Origin of the sequence: Ferrovibrio sp., from assembly GCF_964218355.1 — a bacterium.
Classification (GTDB): domain Bacteria; phylum Pseudomonadota; class Alphaproteobacteria; order Ferrovibrionales; family Ferrovibrionaceae; genus Ferrovibrio.
Map to the genome: position 1 here is coordinate 235,306 of NZ_CAXPMC010000009.1, position 20,183 is coordinate 255,488.

21 protein-coding genes are annotated in these 20,183 nt (G+C 66.9%); 14 read left to right on the forward strand and 7 right to left on the reverse strand.

Annotated features, from left to right (window positions below; all coding sequences use genetic code 11):
* The first annotated feature begins 11 nt into the window (after positions 1-11).
* Together cobU and ACEQZY_RS05175 are read left to right on the forward strand one after the other, a co-directional pair.
* Complete coding sequence (cobU, locus tag ACEQZY_RS05170; protein WP_341703328.1) at positions 12-536, forward strand: bifunctional adenosylcobinamide kinase/adenosylcobinamide-phosphate guanylyltransferase; 525 nt, start codon at positions 12-14, stop codon at positions 534-536.
* A 5-nt stretch (positions 537-541) separates the two neighbouring features.
* Positions 542-2,002 (forward strand): cobyric acid synthase, encoded by a 1,461-nt coding sequence (locus ACEQZY_RS05175; RefSeq protein WP_370152776.1) that lies wholly within the window; start codon positions 542-544, stop codon positions 2,000-2,002.
* On the opposite strand, the gene cbiB is transcribed toward ACEQZY_RS05175, so the two are convergent.
* A complete protein-coding gene (gene cbiB / locus ACEQZY_RS05180) occupies positions 1,983-2,966 on the reverse strand; it encodes an adenosylcobinamide-phosphate synthase CbiB (RefSeq protein WP_370153125.1) in 984 nt (327 codons plus the stop codon). The genes ACEQZY_RS05175 and cbiB overlap by 20 nt on opposite strands.
* A gap of 15 nt (positions 2,967-2,981) precedes the next feature.
* Here cbiB and cobD point away from each other — a divergent pair, with 15 nt between their 5' ends.
* Positions 2,982-4,031 (forward strand): threonine-phosphate decarboxylase CobD, encoded by a 1,050-nt coding sequence (cobD, locus tag ACEQZY_RS05185; RefSeq protein ID WP_370152778.1) that lies wholly within the window; start codon positions 2,982-2,984, stop codon positions 4,029-4,031.
* Here the strand turns inward: cobD and ACEQZY_RS05190 are convergent.
* Genes ACEQZY_RS05190 through ACEQZY_RS05205 form a run of 4 tightly spaced genes read right to left on the reverse strand, consistent with a single transcriptional unit; the run spans position 4,028 to position 7,885 of the window.
* A complete protein-coding gene (locus tag ACEQZY_RS05190; protein ID WP_370152780.1) occupies positions 4,028-4,822 on the reverse strand; it encodes an ABC transporter permease in 795 nt (264 codons plus the stop codon). The genes cobD and ACEQZY_RS05190 overlap by 4 nt on opposite strands.
* The gene (locus ACEQZY_RS05195) at positions 4,819-5,694 is read right to left on the reverse strand and encodes an ABC transporter permease (RefSeq protein ID WP_370152782.1); all 876 of its coding nucleotides are present in this window, start codon (positions 5,692-5,694) and stop codon (positions 4,819-4,821) included. Before ACEQZY_RS05195 ends, ACEQZY_RS05190 begins: the two co-directional genes overlap by 4 nt.
* 18 nt (positions 5,695-5,712) lie before the next feature.
* On the reverse strand, positions 5,713-6,792 hold the full coding sequence (locus ACEQZY_RS05200) for an ABC transporter ATP-binding protein (protein ID WP_370152784.1): 1,080 nt from the start codon (positions 6,790-6,792) through the stop codon (positions 5,713-5,715).
* A 4-nt stretch (positions 6,793-6,796) separates the two neighbouring features.
* Complete coding sequence (locus tag ACEQZY_RS05205) at positions 6,797-7,885, reverse strand: polyamine ABC transporter substrate-binding protein (protein WP_370152786.1); 1,089 nt, start codon at positions 7,883-7,885, stop codon at positions 6,797-6,799.
* 276 nt (positions 7,886-8,161) lie between these two features.
* Here ACEQZY_RS05205 and ACEQZY_RS05210 point away from each other — a divergent pair, with 276 nt between their 5' ends.
* Both ACEQZY_RS05210 and ACEQZY_RS05215 read left to right on the forward strand, forming a co-directional pair.
* A complete protein-coding gene (locus ACEQZY_RS05210; RefSeq protein WP_370152788.1) occupies positions 8,162-9,211 on the forward strand; it encodes a glycosyltransferase family 4 protein in 1,050 nt (349 codons plus the stop codon).
* Between the two features lie 90 nt (positions 9,212-9,301).
* Entirely contained in the window at positions 9,302-10,240 is a 939-nt protein-coding gene (locus tag ACEQZY_RS05215) for a 2-hydroxyacid dehydrogenase (RefSeq protein ID WP_341703931.1), read from the forward strand.
* 4 nt (positions 10,241-10,244) lie between these two features.
* Here the strand turns inward: ACEQZY_RS05215 and ACEQZY_RS05220 are convergent, their stop codons facing one another.
* Positions 10,245-11,090, reverse strand: coding sequence for a transglycosylase SLT domain-containing protein (locus ACEQZY_RS05220; protein WP_370152790.1), 846 nt, complete (start codon positions 11,088-11,090; stop codon positions 10,245-10,247).
* A gap of 141 nt (positions 11,091-11,231) precedes the next feature.
* On the opposite strand from ACEQZY_RS05220, the gene ACEQZY_RS05225 reads away from it, so the two are divergent.
* The 7 genes from ACEQZY_RS05225 to ACEQZY_RS05255 all read left to right on the forward strand — a co-directional run bounded on the left by ACEQZY_RS05225 (position 11,232) and on the right by ACEQZY_RS05255 (position 16,613).
* Positions 11,232-12,347 (forward strand): hypothetical protein, encoded by a 1,116-nt coding sequence (locus tag ACEQZY_RS05225; RefSeq protein ID WP_370152792.1) that lies wholly within the window; start codon positions 11,232-11,234, stop codon positions 12,345-12,347.
* A gap of 35 nt (positions 12,348-12,382) precedes the next feature.
* A complete protein-coding gene (locus ACEQZY_RS05230) occupies positions 12,383-12,793 on the forward strand; it encodes a rhodanese-like domain-containing protein (RefSeq protein WP_370152794.1) in 411 nt (136 codons plus the stop codon).
* Positions 12,790-13,923, forward strand: a complete 1,134-nt coding sequence (locus ACEQZY_RS05235; protein ID WP_370152796.1) for a CaiB/BaiF CoA transferase family protein — start codon at positions 12,790-12,792, stop codon at positions 13,921-13,923. Before ACEQZY_RS05230 ends, ACEQZY_RS05235 begins: the two co-directional genes overlap by 4 nt.
* Complete coding sequence (locus ACEQZY_RS05240) at positions 13,904-14,680, forward strand: SDR family NAD(P)-dependent oxidoreductase (RefSeq protein WP_370152798.1); 777 nt, start codon at positions 13,904-13,906, stop codon at positions 14,678-14,680. The genes ACEQZY_RS05235 and ACEQZY_RS05240 overlap by 20 nt, the downstream gene beginning before the upstream one ends.
* Before the next feature lie 29 nt (positions 14,681-14,709).
* Positions 14,710-15,492: an SDR family oxidoreductase gene (locus ACEQZY_RS05245; RefSeq protein WP_370152800.1), complete on the forward strand. Its 783-nt coding sequence runs from the start codon at positions 14,710-14,712 to the stop codon at positions 15,490-15,492.
* An 84-nt stretch (positions 15,493-15,576) separates the two neighbouring features.
* Positions 15,577-16,191 carry a TetR/AcrR family transcriptional regulator gene (locus tag ACEQZY_RS05250; RefSeq protein WP_341703938.1) on the forward strand — a complete coding sequence of 205 codons (615 nt, stop codon included), beginning with the start codon at positions 15,577-15,579 and terminating at the stop codon, positions 16,189-16,191.
* Positions 16,188-16,613, forward strand: coding sequence for a PaaI family thioesterase (locus ACEQZY_RS05255; RefSeq protein WP_341703939.1), 426 nt, complete (start codon positions 16,188-16,190; stop codon positions 16,611-16,613). The genes ACEQZY_RS05250 and ACEQZY_RS05255 overlap by 4 nt, the downstream gene beginning before the upstream one ends.
* Before the next feature lie 5 nt (positions 16,614-16,618).
* On the opposite strand, the gene ACEQZY_RS05260 is transcribed toward ACEQZY_RS05255, so the two are convergent.
* A complete protein-coding gene (locus ACEQZY_RS05260) occupies positions 16,619-17,080 on the reverse strand; it encodes a carboxymuconolactone decarboxylase family protein (protein ID WP_341703940.1) in 462 nt (153 codons plus the stop codon).
* 267 nt (positions 17,081-17,347) lie between these two features.
* Between ACEQZY_RS05260 and ACEQZY_RS05265 the strand changes: the two genes are divergently transcribed.
* A complete protein-coding gene (locus ACEQZY_RS05265) occupies positions 17,348-18,898 on the forward strand; it encodes an acyl-CoA carboxylase subunit beta (RefSeq protein ID WP_370152803.1) in 1,551 nt (516 codons plus the stop codon).
* Positions 18,895-20,181 (forward strand): GTP cyclohydrolase II, encoded by a 1,287-nt coding sequence (locus tag ACEQZY_RS05270; RefSeq protein WP_370152805.1) that lies wholly within the window; start codon positions 18,895-18,897, stop codon positions 20,179-20,181. Before ACEQZY_RS05265 ends, ACEQZY_RS05270 begins: the two co-directional genes overlap by 4 nt.
* The last annotated feature ends 2 nt before the right edge of the window (positions 20,182-20,183 follow it).

The window sequence follows — 20,183 nt, forward strand, 5'->3', positions numbered from 1 at the left end:
CGGCTGCCGCCTTGCCGGTCCGGCCCGACGCCCGGATCACCCTTCTGCTGGGCGGCGCCCGGTCAGGCAAGTCGCGGCTGGCTGAGGAGCTGGCGGCGCGACGGACCGGCCGGCTGGTTTATATCGCCACCGCCGAGGCCTGGGACGACGAGATGCGCGACCGCATCGCCGAACATCGTGCCCGGCGCGGAGACCGCTGGCACAGCATCGAGGCGCCGGTGGCGCTGGCCGAGACGCTGAATGCCCTGCCGGCTGGCACGGGCGCAGTTCTGGTCGACTGCCTGACCCTCTGGCTGTCCAACCTGATGCATGCCGGCCGTGATATCGAGGCCGAGGCTGCCGGTCTGGCGGCTGCGCTGCAGGCGCAGATAGCACCTGTGCTGCTGGTCTCGAACGAGGTTGGACTTGGCATTGTGCCCGATAATGCGCTGGGACGTGCCTTCCGCGACCACCAGGGCCGGCTGAACCAGGCGATGGCCGCTGTGGCCGACCACGTGATTTTCATGGCTGCCGGTCTGCCGCTCGTGATGAAATAGCTGACATGACCCGCGCGCGCTGCCTGATGTTCCAGGGGACCGGATCCGATGTCGGCAAATCGGTGCTGTGTGCCGGCGTGATCCGTGCCTTGGTGCGGCGCGGCCACAGCGTGCAGCCCTTCAAGCCGCAGAACATGTCGAACAATGCTGCCGTAACCGCCGAAGGCGGCGAGATCGGCCGGGCCCAGGCTCTGCAGGCCCGCGCTGCCGGCGTCGCACCTCATGTGGATATGAACCCGGTGCTGCTGAAGCCGCAGGGCGACCGCACCTCGCAGATCATTGTGCAGGGCCGCATGCATGGTTCGACCGATGCCCGCGGCTATCAGCAACGGAAGGCCGAGTTGTGGCCATTCGTGGCCGAGAGCTTCGGCCGGCTGCGCGACGCGGCGGATTTCGTGATCGTCGAAGGGGCGGGCTCGCCCGCGGAGGTGAATCTGCGCGCCAACGACATCGCCAATATGGGTTTTGCGCAGCGTGCCGGAGTGCCGGTGGTATTGGTCGGTGATATCGATCGCGGCGGCGTGATTGCCAGTCTGGTCGGCACCGATCTCCTGCTTGAGCCAGAAGAGCGGAAGCTGGTGGCCGGTTATGTGATCAACAAGTTCCGCGGTGACCCGAGCCTGTTCGATGAAGGTCTGGCGATCATCACCCGGCGCACCGGCTGGCGCAGCTTCGGCGTACTGCCGCATCTGCCCGAGGTCGGTCGACTGCCGGCCGAGGATGCCGTGGCGCTGGACCATATCCGGGCCTCTGCCGGGGATGTGGTGATCGCCGTGCCGCGCCTGAAGCATATAGCCAATTTCGACGATTTCGATCCGTTGCGGCAGGAGGCGGGCGTGCGTCTGGAATTCGTCCAGCCGGGACGTCCGCTGCCGGGCGATGCCGCGCTGGTGATCCTGCCGGGCTCGAAGTCAACCATTGCCGACCTGAAATTCCTGCGCGATCAGGGCTGGGATTCCGATCTGACCGGTCATCTCCGGCGTGGCGGCCGTGTGCTCGGGATCTGCGGGGGCTACCAGATGCTGGGCCGCAGCATTGCCGATCCGCATGGCATCGAGGGACCGCCGGAGGCCGTCGAGGGCCTTGGCCTGTTGCAGGTCGAAACGGTGCTGGGTGGCGACAAGACGCTGGTGGAGAGGCGGGGGTTCGAGCGGTTCACCGGCGAGGCGATCCACGGCTACGAGATGCATGTCGGCACCACGCTGGGGGCAGATGCCACCCGTCCGCTGCTGCGGCTGGGCGCGCGTCATGATGGTGCCGTTTCGGCCGATGGCCGGGTTGCCGGCTGCTACCTCCATGGCCTGTTTGCCGGCGACGCCTTCCGCCGTGCCTATCTGTCGGCGTTGTCCGACCGAGAATTTGCCACGGGTGATTACGAAGGCGGTGTCGAGCACGCACTGGACGCGCTGGCCGCGGCCATCGAGCAGCATCTGGATGTCGATGCCCTCATAGCGACAGCACGTTAGCCCCCAGCAATACCAGACCGGCCAGCAGCAGGCAGGCCAGCCGGAACAGCCGCAGGGCATGGCGGATGTCCGGGGCGCCGGCTTCGGCCCGGCCATCCTCGCCACCCATCCAGTGATCTTCGACCCATCTGTCGCCATAGCGCCGCGGCCCGGCCAGCTTCAGGCCGAGTGCGCCGGCCATGGCGGCTTCGGGCCAGCCGGCATTGGGTGAGCGGTGCCGGCCCGCATCGCGCTCGACGGCGGCAAAGGCCGCCCGTGCCGAAGCGCCGGGCAGCAGCCGTGCGCTCAGCACCAGCAGCAGGGCCGACAGTCGCGAGGCCGGCAGGTTGACCAGGTCATCCAGCCGCGCTGCCGCCCAGCCGAAGGCGCGGTAGCGGTCGTTACGGTGGCCGATCATGCTGTCGGCGGTGTTGATCGCCTTGTAGAGCAGGATGCCCGGGAGGCCGAGTAGGGCACACCAGAATACCGGTGCCACCACGCCATCGGAAAAATTCTCGGCCAGGCTTTCGATGGCGGCACGGCTGACGCCGGCCTCGTCAAGGCTGTCCGGATCGCGGCCGACGATCATCGCCACCGCGCGCCGGCCACCGGCAAGGCCATCCTGCTCGATGCCGGCCGCCACGGCGGCGACATGGTCATGCAGGCTGCGCTGGGCAATCAGACTGGCCATCAGTACCGCTTCGGCGATCCAGCCGAAGGGCAGGTCATGCAGCAGTCCGCTCAGCAGCAGGCCGGCACCGCCACAGACGATCAGCAGCAGGATCAGGGTCAGCAGGCCGGCGGCGCGCCGCAGGCCGCCCTGCCAGTCCGGCCGGTTCAGCCGGGCCTCCAGCCCACCGAGCAGGGCGCCGATCCACACCACCGGATGCCGGATTCGCCGGTAGACAATATCCGGCCAGCCCAGCGTGGCATCGATGGCCAGCGCCAGCAGGAGAAGCCAGAGGTTGATCGCCGCAGCCGTCACCGTAAGATCGCCGCCATGACTGAAAACCCGGCCACCATGGGCGAGACCGAAGCCCCGCGTCAATCGCCGCCCACCCATGGGGGTGACCTCGCGGCTGCGCTGACGGCACCCGGTGCCTATGCGGGGACCTGGCTCGACCTGTCCACCGGCATCAATCCGCTGCCCTGGCCGGTGCCGGCCGTGCCGGCCGAGGCCTGGATGCGCCTGCCGGCGGCCGATGCCGAAGCCCGGCTGCTGGCGGCAGCGCGGCAGGCCTATGGCGTGCCGGAGGAGGCGGGCGTCGTCGCCCTGCCGGGTACGCAGGCGGCGATACAGCTGCTGCCGCGCCTGTTCGCCCCGGCGCGCGTGACGGTGCTGGGGCCGACCTATGCCGAGCATGCCTATTGCTGGCAGCAGGCCGGCCACGCTGTCAGCGAGATTGACGGTCTGCCGGCCAGTCTGGCCGGCACCGACATCCTGATCGCCGTCAATCCCAACAACCCCGATGGCCGCGCGCTGGGCAGGGATCTGCTGCTGCGCTGGCGGGCCGAACTGGCGTCACGCGGCGGCTGGCTGATCGTCGACGAGGCCTTTGCCGATGTACTGCCGGATATATCGATGGCCGGTGGGTCCGCACAGCCCGGCCTGCTGCTGCTGCGTTCCTTCGGCAAGTTCTTCGGTCTGGCCGGGCTGCGGCTCGGCTTCGTGCTCGGGGATCCGGCGGTGACTGCCGCACTCGCCGCTGCTGCCGGCCCCTGGGCGGTGAGCGGCCCGGCGCTGGAAATCGGCGCGGCTGCGCTGTCCGATGCCGGATGGCAGCAGGCAACACGGGGGGAATTGCAGCGCCGTACCCGCCGTTTCGACCAGGGCATGCGCGACCGCGGCATTCATGTCCTGGGCGGAACCAGCCTGTTCAGGCTGGCCAAACTGGGGGATGCCGGCGCCTTCGCCGCGAGGCTGCGGCAGCAGGGCATCCATGTCCGCATTTTCACGGCGCGGCCGCACTGGATGCGCTTCGGTCTGCCGGCCGATGAAGCAGAGTTCTGGCGCCGCCTTGATGCCGTGCTGGCCGACGGCCCGGCCTAGCGGCGGGCGGTTCCCGTCAGGCCGCGCTTGTGCAGCAGGCTGGCGGTGATCACGAAGATGCTGACCAGCGCAATCAGGATGGTGGAAATGGCGTTGATCTCGGGCGATACGCCGAGACGTACCGCGCTGTAGATGCGCACCGGCAGGGTGGTCGCGCCAGGGCCATTGACGAAGGATGCGATCACCACATCGTCCAGCGACAGGGTGAAGGCCAGCAGCCAGGCGGCAATCAGTGCCGGCAGCAGGCTGGGCACCGTCACCAGCAGGAAGGCGCGGACCGGGCCGGCACCGAGGTCGCGGGCAGCGGCTTCCAGGTTGGGGTCGAGACTGACCAGTTTCGACTGCACCACCACCAGTGCATAGGCGGCGCCGAAAGTGGCATGGGCCAGTGCGACGGTAACGATGCCACGCTCGACGTCCATGGCCACGAACAGCATCAGTGTCGAGACGCCGAGGATCACCTCGGGCAGGACCATGGGGGCCAGCATCAGGCCGCCGAACAGGGCGCGGCCGGGAAAACGGCCCAGCCGGGTCAGCACCAGCGCCCCCAGCGTTCCGAGCAGGGTGCCGAGAGTGGCGGCAAGGGCAGCGATGCGCAGGGACAGCCAGGCTGCTTCCAGATAGGCAGGGGTGGAGAACAGAACCTCATACCAGTGCAGCGAAAACCCGCCCCAGACGGTGACCAGTTTCGACGCATTGAACGAAAAGGCGATCACCAGCAGGATTGGCAGATAGAGGAAGGCCAGCCCGAGAGCCAGCGCCGCGAGGCTGATGCCGCTGAACCGGTTCATCGCGCCGTCCGCCCGAGTTCCAGTCGCTGCAGCCACAGGGCCGGCAACAGCAGCAGGCCGGTCAGCAGCACCGCGAGGGCGCTTGCCATGGTCCAGTCGCGGTTGGAGAAGAACTCCGTCCACAGGGTTTGTCCCAGCATGATCGTCGAGGAGCCACCGAGCAGGTCGGGGATGACGAATTCGCCCACGGTCGGGATGAAGACCATCAGGCCGCCGGCGAGAATGCCGGGTCGTGCCAGGGGCACGGTAACCAGCCAGAAGGCGCGCATGGGCGTGGCGCCAAGATCCACGGCGGCCTCGGTCAGCCGCGGCGACTGGCCGACCAGGCTGGCATAGATCGGCAGAATGGCGAAGGGCAGGTAGGTATAGGTCATGCCGATGACGATACCGAAGCCGGTATTGATCATCACCAGCGGCTGCTCGACCAGGCCGAACTGCAGCAGCGCAGCATTGATCAGGCCTTCCGGCTTCAGCAGCGCGATCCAGGCGTATACGCGGATCAGAAAGGAGGTCCAGAACGGCAGGATGATCAGGGTCAGCACCAGCGGCTGCCATGCCATCGCCACCAGAGTGACCGCCCGGGCGATGGCGAGACCGAGGCCGAGACAGCAGGCCGTGGCCAGTGCCGCATAGAGCAGGCTGTTGCCGAGCGCGCGCAGGTACAGCGTGTCGCTGGCGATCAGCATGTAATTGGCCAGGTGCGCCTTGAATACGAGACCGTATTCACCGGCCTCGAACAGCGGCGTGTAGGGCGGCTGGGCCAGCTGCGGCTCGGCGAAGCTGATCTTGAGGATCAGGGCGAGCGGGATGGCGACGAAGACCGCCGTCCACAGGGCCGGCATGGCCAGCAGGGCGATGCCGCGGCGGGTCATGATGCAGGGTTGCCGCAATCAGGCATCGGACAGCGGCACGAGGGCATAGGCATCCCAGCTGAGCCAGACGGTCTGATCGAGTTCCAGCAGAGGTTCGTGGATCGCGTTGAGCTGCGATGCCTTGACGCTGCGGCCGTCGGCCATGCGCACCTCGATCGTGGTCATGTCGCCGATATAGTCGATATCGGTGACGACTCCGCTGGCGGTGTTCGGGCCAGGCGGCTGCGGATCGCGGGATATCTCGATCTGCTCCAGCCGCAGGCCGAGCAGCTGGTAGCCGCCGGTATCGCGCGGCGGGCCCTCGGCGGGGAAGTGCAGGTCGAGGCTGCTGCAGCGGGCCTGCACCAGCCCGTCCGCTTCCGCGGCGATTTCCGCCTCGAACAGGTTGATGTCGCACATCAGCTGGGCGACGAAGCGGTCGACCGGGCGGTCGTAGATGCGGCGCGGATGATCCACCTGTCGCAGCCGGCCTGCCTGCATCACGGCAATGCGGTCGGCCAGTGCCATGGCCTCGTCGTTGTCATGAGTGACGAAGACGAAGGCGATCCCGGTCTGGCGGTTCAGGCGGCGGAGTTCCGCCTGGGTCTGCTGGCGCAGGCGTTTGTCGAGGGCGCCGAGCGGCTCGTCCAGCAGCAGCAGGCGCGGGCGTTTCACCAGTGCACGGGCCAGGGCCACACGCTGCTGCTGGCCGCCGGACAGCTGGTGCGGCTTGCGCGCGGCGAATCCGGAGATTTCCAGTATGTCCATGGCGTCATCGACGCGGCGTGCGATTTCGCCGGCCGGCAGGCCCTCGCGGCGCAGGCCGAAGGCGATGTTGTCGTGTACGTTCAGGTGCGGGAACAGGGCATAGGACTGGAACATCATGTTGACGGCCCGCCGGTGCGGCGGCAGCCGGGTGATGTCCTGCCCATCGAGCAGGATGCGGCCGGCATCCGGAATCTCGAGGCCGGCGATCATGCGCAGCAGGGTCGACTTGCCGCAGCCGGACGGGCCCAGCAGCACGAGGGATTCGCCGTCTTCGACCTCAAGGTCGAGGGCGTCGACGGCGGTCTCGTCGCTGTAATACTTGCTGACGCCCTCGATGCTCAGCAGCGGCATCGGATCAGCCGCCGCCCTTCACGCGCGTCCAGGCGCGGGTCAGCAGGCGCTGTTCGGCCTGCTTGAACGGCTCGACGGTATAGAGCCGGCCGAGTGCCGAGGCCGGCGGGAAGACATCCCTGTCGGCCATCGCTTCCTTGTCGATGAACTGCAGCGAGGCCGGTACCGCGTTGGGGTACTGCACGGCGTTGGTGATCTTTGCGATCACCTTCGGCTGCAGGATGTAGTTGATGAAGGCATGGGCATTGTCGACATGGGGGGCGTCGGCGGGGATCGCCATCACGTCGAACCACTGCTGGGCGCCTTCCTTCGGCAGCAGATACTGCACGCGCACGCCCTTCTTGGCTTCCTCGGCGCGGGTGCGTGCCTGCAGGATGTCGCCCGAGAAACCGTAGGCAAGGCAGATGTCGCCATTGGCGAGGCCGTTGATGTACTGCGAGGAGTGGAACTTGCGGATATAGGGCCGCACCTTCAGCAGCACCTCCTCGGCCTTGCGGATGCTCTCCGCGTCCTTGGCATTCGGATCAAGACCGAGATACTTCAGCGCCGCCACCATCACCTCGTCGGGGGCATCCAGCACCTCGACACCGCAATCGGCGAATTTCGAGACAATCTCCGGGTCGAACAGCATCCGCAGGGAATTGGCCGGCGGGTTGGGCAGGCGCTGCTTGATCTTGTCGGGGTTGAGGCCGATACCGCTGGTGCCCCACATGTAGATCACCGCATGGCGGTTGTCGGGGTCGAAGCGGGCGAGGCGCTGCATCTGCGCCGGATCGAGGTTCTTCAGGTTGGGCAGCTTGCTCTTGTCCAGCGGCTGCAGCAGTTTGGCCTGCACCTGGCGCGCCATGTAATACTGGGTCGGCACCACGATGTCGTAGCCGGTCTTGCCGGCCAGCAGCTTGGATTCCAGCGTGTCGTTGGAATCGTAGACGTCGTAGCGGACCTTGATGCCGGTCTCCGCCTCGAAATCCTTCAGCACGTCCGGATCGATATAGTCGGACCAGTTGTAGACGTTGACGACCTTGTCCTGGGCGGCAGCCGGCAGGGCGGCGACAGCCGCCAGCAGGGCGGCGGCAAGAGCAGTCAGGCGCATGGAGAACATCCCCCGAATCCCCGTTGAGATGGCCGGATTATGACAACCGTTCCGGGCGGCAGCAATCGGCAGCTGCTGCGTCGCAGCATCGTTCCTTTGAGGCAGATTGCCTCGACAAGTGGCTGAAAGGGCGGTGGATATTCATGCAATTGTCATCTCTGTAGCCAACTTATCCCCAGCCTTTCACAGGCCTGTCACCGAATCGCGATGTAATCGGGAATCGAGCGAGTCGGCCCCGGGGTGGGCGCCGGCCGCCAGCCAGGGTGAGATTGCAAAATGCGCATTCTGATCGTTTCCGATGCATGGCATCCGCAGGTTAACGGCGTGGTGCGCACATTGACCAAGACCCGCGAGGTCCTCGAGAAGCGCGGTCATGTGGTCGAGGTGATCGGCCCGGACCGGTTCCGCAGGGTGCCGTGTCCGACCTATGCCGAGATCGAACTGGCGATTCTGCCCTATCGCAGCCTCGTGCGGCAGATCGAGGCTTTCGCACCCGATGCCATCCATATCGCCACCGAGGGGCCGCTCGGCATGGCGGCACGCAAATACTGCAAGCGCAACGACCTGATCTTCACCACCGCCTACCACACCAAATTCCCGGAATACATCCACGAGCGGACCGGCTTGCCGCTGAAATGGAGCTACGCCTTCATGCGCTGGTTCCATGGCGGTTCGGCCGGCGTGATGGTGGCGACCGACAGTCTGGCGAAAAGCCTCTCCGACTGGGGTTTCCGCAACCTGAAAACCTGGTCGCGTGGCGTCGATGTCGAACGCTTCAAGCCGCGCCCCAAGGATATCCTCGACCTGCCGCGACCGATCTATCTCTATGCGGGCCGTGTGGTGGTGGACAAGAATATCGAGGCTTTTCTCAAGCTGAAGCTGGACGGCACCAAGCTGGTGGTCGGCACCGGCCCGGATCTCGAGGACTATCGTGCCCGCTATCCCGAGGCGGTGTTCGCCGGCTATCTGGAGAATGGCCATCTTGCCAGCTATTTCGCCGCGGCCGATGTCTTCGTCTTCCCGAGCCTGACCGACACCTTCGGTCTTGTTCTGCTGGAAGCGATGGCTTCCGGCGTGCCGGTGGCAGCCTATCCGGTGACCGGCCCGATCGACATCGTGGGGCCGCATCCGGAGGTTGGCTGCCTCGACGAAGACCTGGAAAAGGCCGTGAAGGGTGCGCTTGGCAAGTCACCGGAAGCCTGCCGCCAGCTGGCCCTGCAGTATTCCTGGGATGCCTGCACCGACCAGTTCCTCGGCAACCTGGAGCCGCTGCGCCATGCTGCCCGGCCGAGCGGGGCCACGCCTTCCCTCGAACCGGCCGACTGAACCAATCCGGACCGCGGGTGTCGGGCTTGCTCCCGGCGCATCCGCCCCGCTAGGGTCTGTCCTCAAGACAAGATCCGAGGGGAGGGCCCGATGGGCGTCGAGATCCTGCAGGCTGCGGCGCTGCCGCCGGCCATCAACGAGCAGCTGCTGCGCGACTACACCGTCCATGCCCTGTGGCAGGCCGAGGACCGCGCGGCCCTGCTGCGCGAAACGGCCGGCCGTGTCCGCGGCCTCGTCACCTCTGGCAGCGTCGGTGCCGATCGGGCGCTGATTGAGGCACTGCCGAAACTCGAGATCATTTCCAGCTTCGGGGTCGGCTACGACCCGATCGATATCGCCTGCGCAAAAGAGCGCGGCGTCATTGTGACCAACACGCCCGATGTGCTGACCGATGATGTGGCCGACATTGCCATGGCCCTGCTGCTCGACATGATGCGCCGCATGCCACAGGGCGATGCCTTCGTGCGGGCCGGACGCTGGCCGAAGGAGCGTTTTCCGCTGACCGACAAGCTGGGCGGCAAGACCATGGGCATCCTCGGGCTTGGCCGCATTGGCCAGGCCATCGCGCGGCGTGCCGAACCGTTCGGCGTTGCAATCGCCTATCACGGCCCGCGCCGCAAGCCGGATATCGCCTGGCACTATTACGATGACCTGATCGCCATGGCGAAGGCGGTCGATATCCTGATGGTCGCCTGTCCGGGCGGCAAGGCAACCGAGGGGCTGGTCAATGCGGCGGTGATCGCGGCGCTGGGGCCGAAGGGCTATCTGGTTAACATTGCCCGCGGCAGCGTGGTGGAGGAGCCGGCGCTGGTCGAGGCGCTGGTGCAGGGCCGGCTGGCCGGTGCCGGGCTCGATGTGTTTGCCGATGAACCCAATGTGCCGGAAGCCCTGTTCGCGCTGGACAATGTGGCGCTGGCCCCGCATGTGGGATCGGCCACCCATGCCACCCGGCGGGCAATGGGCGAACTGGTACTGAACAACCTTGCCGCCCATTTCGCCGGCAAGCCGGTGCTGACGCGGGTCGTCTGACCGTTCAGCCCTGTTCGTCGTCGTTGCGCAGGCGGCTGCTGCGCAGCATGGTATCGCGCAGCGCTTCATAAGCCATCATCTTGACGGCGTGGTCGATCACCCGGCTCTGTTCGGCCAGATGGCGGGCGACGGCCGAACCACGGGCCGGAGCGGGGGCAATCGGCTGCAGATCGTCAAGGCCGGCGGCATTGGCTTCCAGCTTGCGGCCGAACATGGCGTGGATTTCGCCCACGCTGCGTGGCTCGCCGCTGGCAGTGTAGAAGACGTTGCGGTTGGCGGCGGCAGCCTCGGGCAGGATAGCGGCAGCGCTCTGGGCGGGATTGTCCTTCATGGCCGCGAGAAAGCGGCTGGCGCCGGCGGCGCCGAGGAAGTGGCCGAGATAGAGATCGGTGTGGCCGGGCGTGGTGCCAAGCTCGCGCGACAGCGTCTCGCGGTTGCCGCGGGCATATTCGGCGGCCATGGCCGAGGCGATGCGCGGATCGTCGCGCAGGGACAGGATCGCCCGGCGCGTGGCGGCATCGTCCACGCGCGGCCGGCCGTCGCTGCCGGTGCCGATCTGCTGCGCTTCTGCGGCGAGGCCGTATTTCCTGCCATGATCGCGCACCATTTCCAGCCAGGTGCTCTCGATGAACTGGAACAGGCCGCGGGCCGAGCTGGTCGAGGCCTGGGCGTTGCTGCGGAAACCGCTCTCCTGCCCGGCCTGGGCCACCAGGTAGGCGAAATCGATCCCCGTGCTGCTGCTGGCCTGCTTCAGCGTGCTCAGCAACTCATAGCCGACCTGGTGGCCGCCGATGCGGTAGGTGTCGGCGGCGCGGGCGCCGGCTGCGGGGAAAGGGGTGACGGGTGCCATGATCCATCTGCCTGTCGATCCACCGCAATCTGGCTGCGAGCCGGCAAAGAAACCGTTAAGATTTTGGCAATTCCGCCATCCTCTTGTTTTGTCAGGGAGTTGCGGGCAAACAGGGATGGCATGTTGCATGGGGGATAGCGGGTGACAGAGGTCGCCTCCAATTTGTCCGCCTGGCTGGCGGCAGGCTGGCCGGCGATTGACTGGCAGGCCCAAGCGCCATGGCTGGCCATGCTGCTGCTGCTGGCTGGCGGCATCGGCCTGCCGGCGGGCCTGTATGCCCTGTTCGATCGCTGGGCAGCCGGGCGCCTGCGCCTTGATACCGTGGCGCTGGCCACCCGCTATGGCGGCTTCATGAATTCCTGGGCGGTGTTCGGCCGCCATGCCAGCGACTATCGCGATCTGCGACCGATCTTTCCCAATGCGCTGGCGGCGGAACTGGCCCGTTTCAGCGACGGCACGGCAACCATCGCAGCCCGGTTTTCCAGCCCGGTGGCGGCCGAGGCTGCTGCAGAGCGTGTATTCGGGCGGTTTGCCGCCGCCGGCATCGAATATGCCGATGCCGGGCTGTCTTTCCAGACCGGCCATGCCGGTTCCGGTTATGCCTGTGGCCAGTGGCTGGTGATCGACGACACGCTCTTTGCTTTCTATGCCGCCAGTTCGTCGGCGCTGGCAACGCGCCGGCGCTCGACCCCGGCCCTGCGGGCCCGGCGTTTCCCGGGACTGCTGCGGCTGCTGCACGGGCGGGGCGGCCATGGCGTGATGGCCGTGCTGTGGACGATGCTCTGTCTGGCCGCGGTTTCCGTGCTGGCCGAACAGGCGGCCCGGCGCCTGCCCGCAGGTGGGCCGCCACGCGATGTTTCGGAATTGCGGCTGCGTCTGGTGGCGCTGGGGCCGCCAGGCGGTCGCCTGCGCCTGCAGCCCATGGAGGATGGGCGGCGCTGGCTGGCGGTGCTGCCGGCAGACCGTCTCGGCAGTTCCGATCTGGATCGGCTTGCCGGCCGTGGCTGGATCGCGGCACTGTCCCTCGGTTTCGATACGCGACGCAGCGTCGTCAATGCTTTTCCGGTCATCGGCCGTCCCGGCAGCGATGCAGATGGCCGCATCACGCTGCCGGAACACTGGCACAGCAACCTGCTGCTGGCGGGGACGGATGATCGGCTGGCCGCGATGGTGCGCGATGCCGTGCTGGCGGCGGGCTGGACCTGGCAGCCGCGCCTGTGGCCATGGCCACCGCTGTGGCGCGATCCGCAGGGCTGACCTATAGTTTCCGGACCCAGACCCGGGAGGAAACGATGGCAAAAGGCTACAAGGCCATGGTCGACGAGGCCATGGCGATGATCGTTACGCTGACGCCGCAGCAGGCGGCAGAAAAGCTGGGTGATCCGGACGTCGTTTTCGTCGATATCCGCGATCCGCGCGAACTGGAGCGCGAGGGCACGATCCCGAAATCGCTGCATGCCACGCGTGGCATGCTGGAATTCTGGATCGATCCGGAAAGCCCGTATCACCGCAAGGTTTTCGGTGAGGATCGGGAATTCATTTTCTTCTGTGCCGGCGGCCTGCGCTCGGCATTGGCCACCCGCACGGCGCTGGAGATGGGGCTGCGGCGCGCCGCCCATATCGAGGGTGGTTTCGGCGAGTGGAAGAAGCTTGGCCTGCCGGTGGCCGACTGGGCTGCGAAAGTACCGGGAGAAAGGAAATGAGCGGGCCGCTTGCGGGATTGCGCGTCATCGAGATGCCGGCGATCGGCCCGGTGCCGTTCTGTGGCATGCTGCTGGCGGATCTGGGGGCTGATGTGCTGCGCATCGACCGCACCGGCGAGGTCGATCTCGGCCTGCCGGTGGAGCCTAAATACGAACTGCTCGGCCGCGGCAAACGCTCGCTGGCACTCGATCTGAAAGATCCGAAGGCCATCGCGCTGGTGCTCGACCTGTTCGCGAAGGCCGATGTCGTCATCGAAGGCTTCCGCCCTGGCGTGATGGAGCGCCTCGGGCTGGGGCCCGATGTCGCACAGCAGCGCAACCCGAAGCTTGTCTATGGCCGCATGACCGGCTGGGGCCAGCAGGGACCGCTGGCACCTGCCGCCGGCCATGACATCAACTATATCGCGCTGACCGGCGCCCTGCATGCTATCGGCAGGGCGGAAGGCGGGCCGGTGCCGCCCCTCAATCTGGTCGGCGATTTCGGCGGTGGTTCGCTCTATCTCGCCATGGGGGTGCTTGCGGCCCTGTTCGAACGGCAGACATCCGGCAGGGGCCAGGTGGTGGATGCGGCCATGGTCGATGGCGCGGCTTCGCTGATGACGCTGTTCTACGGCCTGAAAGGCGCCGGCCTGTGGAGCGACACGCGCGGCGGCAACATGCTGGACAGCGGCGCGCCCTGGTACGACAGCTACGAATGCGCCGATGGCGGCTTCGTCGCCATCGGCTCGATCGAGGGCAAGTTCTATGCCGAGTTGATCCAGAAGCTTGGCCTCGATCCGAAAATCCTGCCGAAGCAGCATGATCGTCGCAACTGGCCGAGCCTGCGCGCCGCCATCGCCGCCAGTTTCCGCACGAAGACCCGCGACGAATGGTGCCGGCTGATGGAGGGCAGCGATATCTGCTTCGCGCCAATCCTGTCGCTGGAAGAGGCGCCACGGCATCCGCATATGGCGGCGCGGGAGACTTTCGTGGCGCCCGATGGCGTGACCCAGCCGGCACCGGCACCGCGTTTCTCGCGCACGCCGGGCGGCATCGCGCACAAACCGCCGGTGCGCGGCGAGGGCGGGGCGGCCGCGCTGACTGAATGGGGCGTGACTGCGGAGGCGCAGCATGCCGCGTCTGGCGAATAAGGTTGCGCTGATTACCGGTGCGGCCTCCGGTTTCGGCCGGGCGACGGCCGAACTGTTCGTGCGCGAGGGAGCACGGGTGATCCTCACCGACCGCCAGGTTGAATCCGGCATCGCGGCGGCGGACAGGCTGGGCGATGGAGCGCGGTTCGCGCCGCTCGACGTGACCCAGGAAGACCAGTGGGCGGCGGTTGTTGCCGGGGTTAAGGCTGCGGAGGGTCGGCTGGATATCCTGGTCAACAATGCCGGGATCGGCCTGTTCCGCGATCTGACCGAGATGACCCTGGCCGAATGGCGGCTGGTGCAGGCGGTGAACAGCGACGGGGTTTTCCTTGGCTGCAAGCATGCCATACCGCTGATGCGCGACAGCGTGCAGGGACGGCGCGGTGGCGGTTCCATCGTCAACATCGCCTCGGTGGCCGGTCTGGTTGGCGCACCGCAGATGAGTGCCTATTGCGCCTCCAAGGGTGCGGCGACCATGCTGACCAAGGCGCTGGCGATGGAGGCGGCCCATGGCCGCTGGAACATCCGGGTCAATTCGGTGCATCCGGCCTATGTCGAAACGGCACTGGTGAAGGCCCATATCGCCCAGTCGCCCGAGCCGGAAAAGACCCGGCGTTTCCTCGAAAGGCTGCAGCCTGTCGGCCGCATGGGCACGGTCGACGAGGTGGCGCAGGCGATTCTTTACCTTGCCAGCGACGAATCCAGTTTCACCACCGGTGCCGAACTGGTTGTCGACGGCGGCATGACTGCGCAATAAATCCCCGACAGAAGCAACAGGAGACGTTCATGGATCTCGGTATCAAGGGGCGCAACGCGCTGATCTGCGCCGCCAGCAAGGGCCTCGGTTTCGGCAGCGCGCTGGCGCTGGCCAAGGAAGGTGTCAACGTCACCATCACCGCGCGCGGCGCCGAAACGCTGGAACAGGCGGCACAGAAAATCCGCGCTGCCGCTCCCGGTGTGACCGTGAAGACGGTTGCCGGCGACATCACCACCGATGCCGGCCGGGCCGAGGCGCTGGCTGCCGCCGGCGAGATCGACATTCTGGTCAACAATGCCGGGGGGCCGCCGCCTGGCGATTTCCGCAACTGGGGCCGGGAGGAGTGGATCAAGGCGGTCGATGCCAACATGATCACGCCGATCCTGCTGGCCAAGGCCGTGGTCGACGGCATGGCGGCGCGCAAGTTCGGCCGGATCGTCAACATCACTTCGTCGTCGGTGAAGGCGCCGATCCCGATCCTTGGCCTGTCGAACGGTGCCCGCGCCGGCCTGACCGGCTTTGTCAGCGGCCTTGCCCGGCAGGTGGCCAAGGATGGCGTAACCATCAACAACCTGCTGCCCGGCCGCTTCCTGACCGACCGCCTGCGCGGCACCATCGGCGCCCAGAGCAAGAAGGCCGGCGACGAACTGGAAGCCGAGATCGCGAAGCAGGCGACCACGGTGCCGGCCGGCCGTTTCGGCACGGCGGAGGAATTCGGCGAGGTCTGCGCCTTTCTGTGTTCGGTGCCGGCCGCCTATATGACGGCGCAGAACGTCCTGCTGGACGGCGGCAACTATCCCGGCACCTTCTGATTCCGGGCAGCGATGCGGAAAAGGGGCCAGGGGCCCCTTTTCTTTGTGCTTGGATTCTCTAGACCAGTCGTTATAATACCAGCCATGTCCGCTGCTGCCCGCAAGATCGCCGCCATGCCGGTCCGCCAGAACGCGGCCAGGCAGAATGCGACCCGCGACCGCTTCATCGAGATGACGGCGCGGCTGATGTCGCGGCGCGGCTATGCCGCCGTCGGCCTGAACGAGATCGTCGAGAAAAGCGGCGCGCCGAAAGGCTCGCTGTATCACCATTTCCCTGGGGGCAAGACCGAACTGGCCGCTGCCGCTGTCGCCTGGTCGGCCGAGCGTTTCGCCGCCACCGTGGCGGAGGCCATCGCGGCATCGCCCTCGGTGGCGGCCGGCCTGCGCCGTACCGCCGAAACGCTGGCTGGCTGGATGGAGACATCCGGATTTCGCGACGGTTCGCCGCTGACCATCGTCGCGGTCGAGACCGGGGCCCATGACGAAACCCTGCGGCAGGCCTGCGCGGCCGGCTATGCCCTGACGACCGGACGGATTGCTGCCGCCCTGGAAGGCGAGGGCCGCCGGCCGGCCGAAGCCGCCGATCTTGCCGATTGGGCCGTGGCCGCGCTGGAAGGGGCGGTCACACTGGCGCGTGTGCGCCAATCCGCCGAGCCGCTGCGCCGCCTGGGCCGCCTGCTGCAGAGGAGCCTGTCATGACCGCCACATCCGTGCCGAAATCCGACCTGAGCCGCGAACAGCTGCAGGCCGTGATCGAAATCAGCCCGTTCACCAAATGGGTCGGCACCGAGATCGTCGATTTCGCGGCCGGACAGGTGAAGATCGCCATCGACCTGCGGCCTGACCTGACCCAGCACCATGGCTTCGGCCATGGCGCCATCGTCGGTTACATGGCCGACACCGCCTGTGCCTGGGCGGCCGCCTCGGCGGTGGGCGATGTGGTCACGTCCGAATACAAGCTGAACCTGCTGGCGCCGGCCGTCGGCCAGCGGCTGACGGCCGTCGGCAGCGTGGTGAAGGCCGGCAGCCGGCAGGTGGTCGCCCGGGCGGATGTCTTTGCGGTGAAGGACGGTGCCGAGAAGATCGTTGCCACCGCACTGGCCACCATCGCCCGGGTCTGAAGCGTTTACGCAGCAGCCTGCTTGTCCACCGGATGGGCGGCGCGGAAGCCGACCTGCAGCCGGTTCCACACATTGATCGCGCCGATCAGCATGGTCAGCTGCACCTGTTCGGCCTCGCTGAACTGGGCCTTCACCAGCGCATAGTCGGCATCCGGCGCGCCGGTCTGCGCCACCAGCGTCAGCGCCTCGGTCCAGGCCAGCGCCGCCCGCTCGCGGTCGGAATACAGCGGCGACTCGCGCCAGGCATTCAGCATGTAGAGGCGCATCTCGCTTTCGCCATGCTTGCGGGCATCGGTGGTGTGCATGTGGATGCAGAAGGCACAGCCGTTGATCTGCGACGCGCGCAGCTTCACCAGCTCCTTCAGGCTGTGCTCGAGGCTGCCGGAGGCGAAGCTGGCTTCCAGCGCCATCATCGCCTTGATCGCTTCGGGGGCCAGCTTGTGCGGGTTGGTCAGTCGGGGGGTCATGGTCGGTCTCCTTGCCGCACACCATGCGCGGTCTGCAATATAGACGGACGGACACCGATCCCTGTGACAGCGTCCCTGTGACAGCGGGGGGCGGGATTCACGGGGTTGCCATAATCTGACCGATCGGACAGGTTTTTGCCGGTTTCCGGCGGCCCGTCCCGCCCCCCGATGCCTGTAGCCGGGCCCATTGCCGGGCCCATTGCCCGGCATTACAATCCATCGCTTTCCAGCGCCACGGGCCGGCTTTGGCCGACCAGAAGGAAGGGCATGAGTTGGGAAGCCGAGATCGCCGAACTCAGGCGACGTGAGGAAATGGCCCGCCGCATGGGCGGGCCCGACAAGATCAGGCGCCAGCATGACGGCGGCAAGCTGACGGTGCGCGAACGCATCGACCAGCTGCTCGATGCCGGCAGTTTCCATGAAATCGGTGCCATTGCCGGTCGCGCCGTCTACGACGACAACGGCGACCTTGCCGATTTCAGTCCGACCAACTTCGTTTTCGGCCGCGGCCGCGTCGATGGCCGGCCGGTGGTGGTCGGCGGCGACGATTTCACCGTGCGCGGCGGCGCCGCCGATGCAGCCATCTGGCAGAAGCAGGTGATGGCCGAGCAGATGGCGCTGGAACTGCGCATTCCGATGATCCGCCTGGTCGATGGCACCGGCGGCGGCGGTTCGGTGAAATCGCTGGAGATGGAGGGCCGGACCTATGTGCCGCTGCTGCCCGGCTGGGAGCATGCGGTGGCGAATCTGAGCACCGTGCCGGTGGTGGCGCTGGCGCTCGGTTCGGTCGCCGGCCTCGGTGCGGCGCGCGCGGTCAGCAGCCATTTCTCGGTGATGGTCGAGGGTATCTCGCAGATGTTCATCGCCGGCCCGCCGGTGGTGGCGCGCACCGGCGTCGAGATGACCAAGGAAGAACTGGGCGGCACCGATATCCACACCCGCGCCGGCGCCGTCGATCTTGCGGTTGCCAGCGAGGCCGAGGCGTTTGCCGCCGCGCGGCGCTTCCTGTCCTACCTGCCGCAATCGGTCCATGAACTGCCGCCGCGGCTGCCGTCGCAGGACGACGTGAACCGGCGCGAGGAGCGCCTGCTGTCGGTGATCCCGCGCGACCGCCGCCGCGTCTACAAGGTCCGCGACATTCTGGACGCAACCCTCGACGAGGGCAGTTTCTTCGAGATGGGCCGCATGTATGGCCGCTCGGTGGTGACCGGCCTGGCGCGGCTGGATGGCTGGCCTGTCGCGGTGCTGGCCAGCGATCCCTATCATTATGGCGGCGGCTGGACGGCGGATGCCGCCCACAAGATCACCCGCTTCGTCGACCTGGCCGAGACGTTCCACCTGCCGGTGGTGCATTTCGTCGACATTCCGGGCTTCCTGATCGGCCCCGAAGCCGAGCAGGCAGGCACCATCCGCCATGGTGCCCGTGCGCTGGCGGCCGTCTACCAGGCCAGCGTGCCCTGGTGTTCGATCCTGCTGCGCAAGGCCTTTGGGGTGGCCGGCGCCGGCCATTCCAACCATACCCGGCTGCGCTTCCGCTATGCCTGGCCATCGGGCGACTGGGGCAGCCTGCCGCTGGAAGGCGGCATCGAGGCCGCCTACCGCGCCGATCTCGAGAAGGCGGAAGATCCCGCTGCGCTGTTGCAGCAGATCGAAACCCGGCTGAACCGCGTGCGCTCGCCTTTCCGCACGGCGGAGGCTTTCCTGGTCGAGGAGATTATCGACCCGCGCGACACCCGTCCGCTGCTCTGCGAATTCGCCAATCTTGCCGCGCCGCTCCGCAGGGCCGGCCCCACCGCAACCTTCGGGTACAGACCATGAGCACCACCGACATCCCGAACCGCCCGAACGAGAAGAAACCGGCGCCGAAGCCGATCGTTCTGACATCGCATCCCAGCAAGACCGACGGCAGCAAGCCGCTGCCGATCGACTGGGGCAATGCCGACCCGAAACTGCGCGGCCCCATCGTCGCCACCCTGAAGAATCCGGGCGGCAAGAATGCGGTGGGTACCCATTCCGGCGCCTATTCGCTCTACCGTGCGCTGGCCATCGCCGCCGGCCAGCTCAAGGCCGAGCACAAGCCCGACCTGACCAACACCGCGCCGGCGGAAGCCATCGGCCCGTTCCCGCAATGGGGCGATCCGGGGAAGATCGTCTCGCTCGATCCCTGGGGGCATATGACCAGCGAGGTCTTCGCCCAGCAGATCGCCGCCGGCTGGGATATTCGCCCCACCATCGCCGTCACCAAGGCGCATATCAACATGCCGGAACTGCAGCAGGCGGTGCAGGCCGGCCGGCTGACGCCGGATGGCGACATCCTTGCCACCAATGGCGACGTGAAGGTCACCAAGATGGCGGTCGAGCCGGTCTGGTGGCTGCCCGGTGTCGCCAAGCGGTTCGGCATCAGCGAGACCGAGCTGCGCCGCGGCCTGTTCGAGCAGACCGGCGGCATGTTCCCGGAGCTGGTGACGCGCCCCGACCTCAAGGTCTTCCTGCCCCCCATCGGCGGCATGACCGTCTATCTGTTCGGCGACGTTTCCAAGCTGGGCAGGCGCGAAACCAAGATCGCCTGCCGCATCCATGACGAATGCAACGGTTCGGACGTGTTCGGCTCGGATATCTGCACCTGCCGGCCGTATCTCGCGCATGGGATCGAGGTCTGTATCGAGGAGGCGCAGAAGGGCGGCGTGGGCGTGATCGTCTACAATCGCAAGGAAGGCCGGGCGCTGGGCGAGGTGACCAAGTTCCTCGTCTACAACGCGCGCAAGCGCCAGGAGGCTGGCGATCGCGCCGAGACCTATTTCCAGCGCACCGAATGCGTTGCCGGCGTGCAGGACATGCGGTTCCAGGAACTGATGCCGGATATCCTGCACTGGCTGGGCATTGTCCGCATCGACCGGCTGGTTTCCATGAGCAACATGAAGTATCAGCCCATTGTCGATTCCGGCATCCAGGTGGTCGAGCGCGTGCCGATTCCCGACGAACTGATCCCGGCCGATGCAAAGGTCGAAATGGATGCCAAGAAGGCGGCAGGCTATTTCACCGAGAAAGTGCCGGATGCCGACGAACTGAAACAGGCCAAGGGCCGCGGTCTGACGGAGTAAGC

Coding starts and splice junctions, on each gene's coding strand:
- cobD (WP_370152778.1), top strand. CDS start 2,982: ATGACTGAAAACCCGGCCACCATGGGCGAGACCGAAGCCCCGCGTCAA.
- ACEQZY_RS05245 (WP_370152800.1), top strand. CDS start 14,710: ATGGATCTCGGTATCAAGGGGCGCAACGCGCTGATCTGCGCCGCCAGC.
- ACEQZY_RS05250 (WP_341703938.1), top strand. CDS start 15,577: ATGTCCGCTGCTGCCCGCAAGATCGCCGCCATGCCGGTCCGCCAGAAC.
- ACEQZY_RS05205 (WP_370152786.1), bottom strand. CDS start 7,885: ATGCGCCTGACTGCTCTTGCCGCCGCCCTGCTGGCGGCTGTCGCCGCC.
- ACEQZY_RS05210 (WP_370152788.1), top strand. CDS start 8,162: ATGCGCATTCTGATCGTTTCCGATGCATGGCATCCGCAGGTTAACGGC.
- ACEQZY_RS05260 (WP_341703940.1), bottom strand. CDS start 17,080: ATGACCCCCCGACTGACCAACCCGCACAAGCTGGCCCCCGAAGCGATC.
- ACEQZY_RS05235 (WP_370152796.1), top strand. CDS start 12,790: ATGAGCGGGCCGCTTGCGGGATTGCGCGTCATCGAGATGCCGGCGATC.
- ACEQZY_RS05240 (WP_370152798.1), top strand. CDS start 13,904: ATGCCGCGTCTGGCGAATAAGGTTGCGCTGATTACCGGTGCGGCCTCC.
- ACEQZY_RS05255 (WP_341703939.1), top strand. CDS start 16,188: ATGACCGCCACATCCGTGCCGAAATCCGACCTGAGCCGCGAACAGCTG.
- ACEQZY_RS05230 (WP_370152794.1), top strand. CDS start 12,383: ATGGCAAAAGGCTACAAGGCCATGGTCGACGAGGCCATGGCGATGATC.
- ACEQZY_RS05270 (WP_370152805.1), top strand. CDS start 18,895: ATGAGCACCACCGACATCCCGAACCGCCCGAACGAGAAGAAACCGGCG.
- ACEQZY_RS05265 (WP_370152803.1), top strand. CDS start 17,348: ATGAGTTGGGAAGCCGAGATCGCCGAACTCAGGCGACGTGAGGAAATG.
- ACEQZY_RS05215 (WP_341703931.1), top strand. CDS start 9,302: ATGGGCGTCGAGATCCTGCAGGCTGCGGCGCTGCCGCCGGCCATCAAC.
- ACEQZY_RS05175 (WP_370152776.1), top strand. CDS start 542: ATGACCCGCGCGCGCTGCCTGATGTTCCAGGGGACCGGATCCGATGTC.
- ACEQZY_RS05220 (WP_370152790.1), bottom strand. CDS start 11,090: ATGGCACCCGTCACCCCTTTCCCCGCAGCCGGCGCCCGCGCCGCCGAC.
- ACEQZY_RS05200 (WP_370152784.1), bottom strand. CDS start 6,792: ATGCCGCTGCTGAGCATCGAGGGCGTCAGCAAGTATTACAGCGACGAG.
- ACEQZY_RS05195 (WP_370152782.1), bottom strand. CDS start 5,694: ATGACCCGCCGCGGCATCGCCCTGCTGGCCATGCCGGCCCTGTGGACG.
- ACEQZY_RS05190 (WP_370152780.1), bottom strand. CDS start 4,822: ATGAACCGGTTCAGCGGCATCAGCCTCGCGGCGCTGGCTCTCGGGCTG.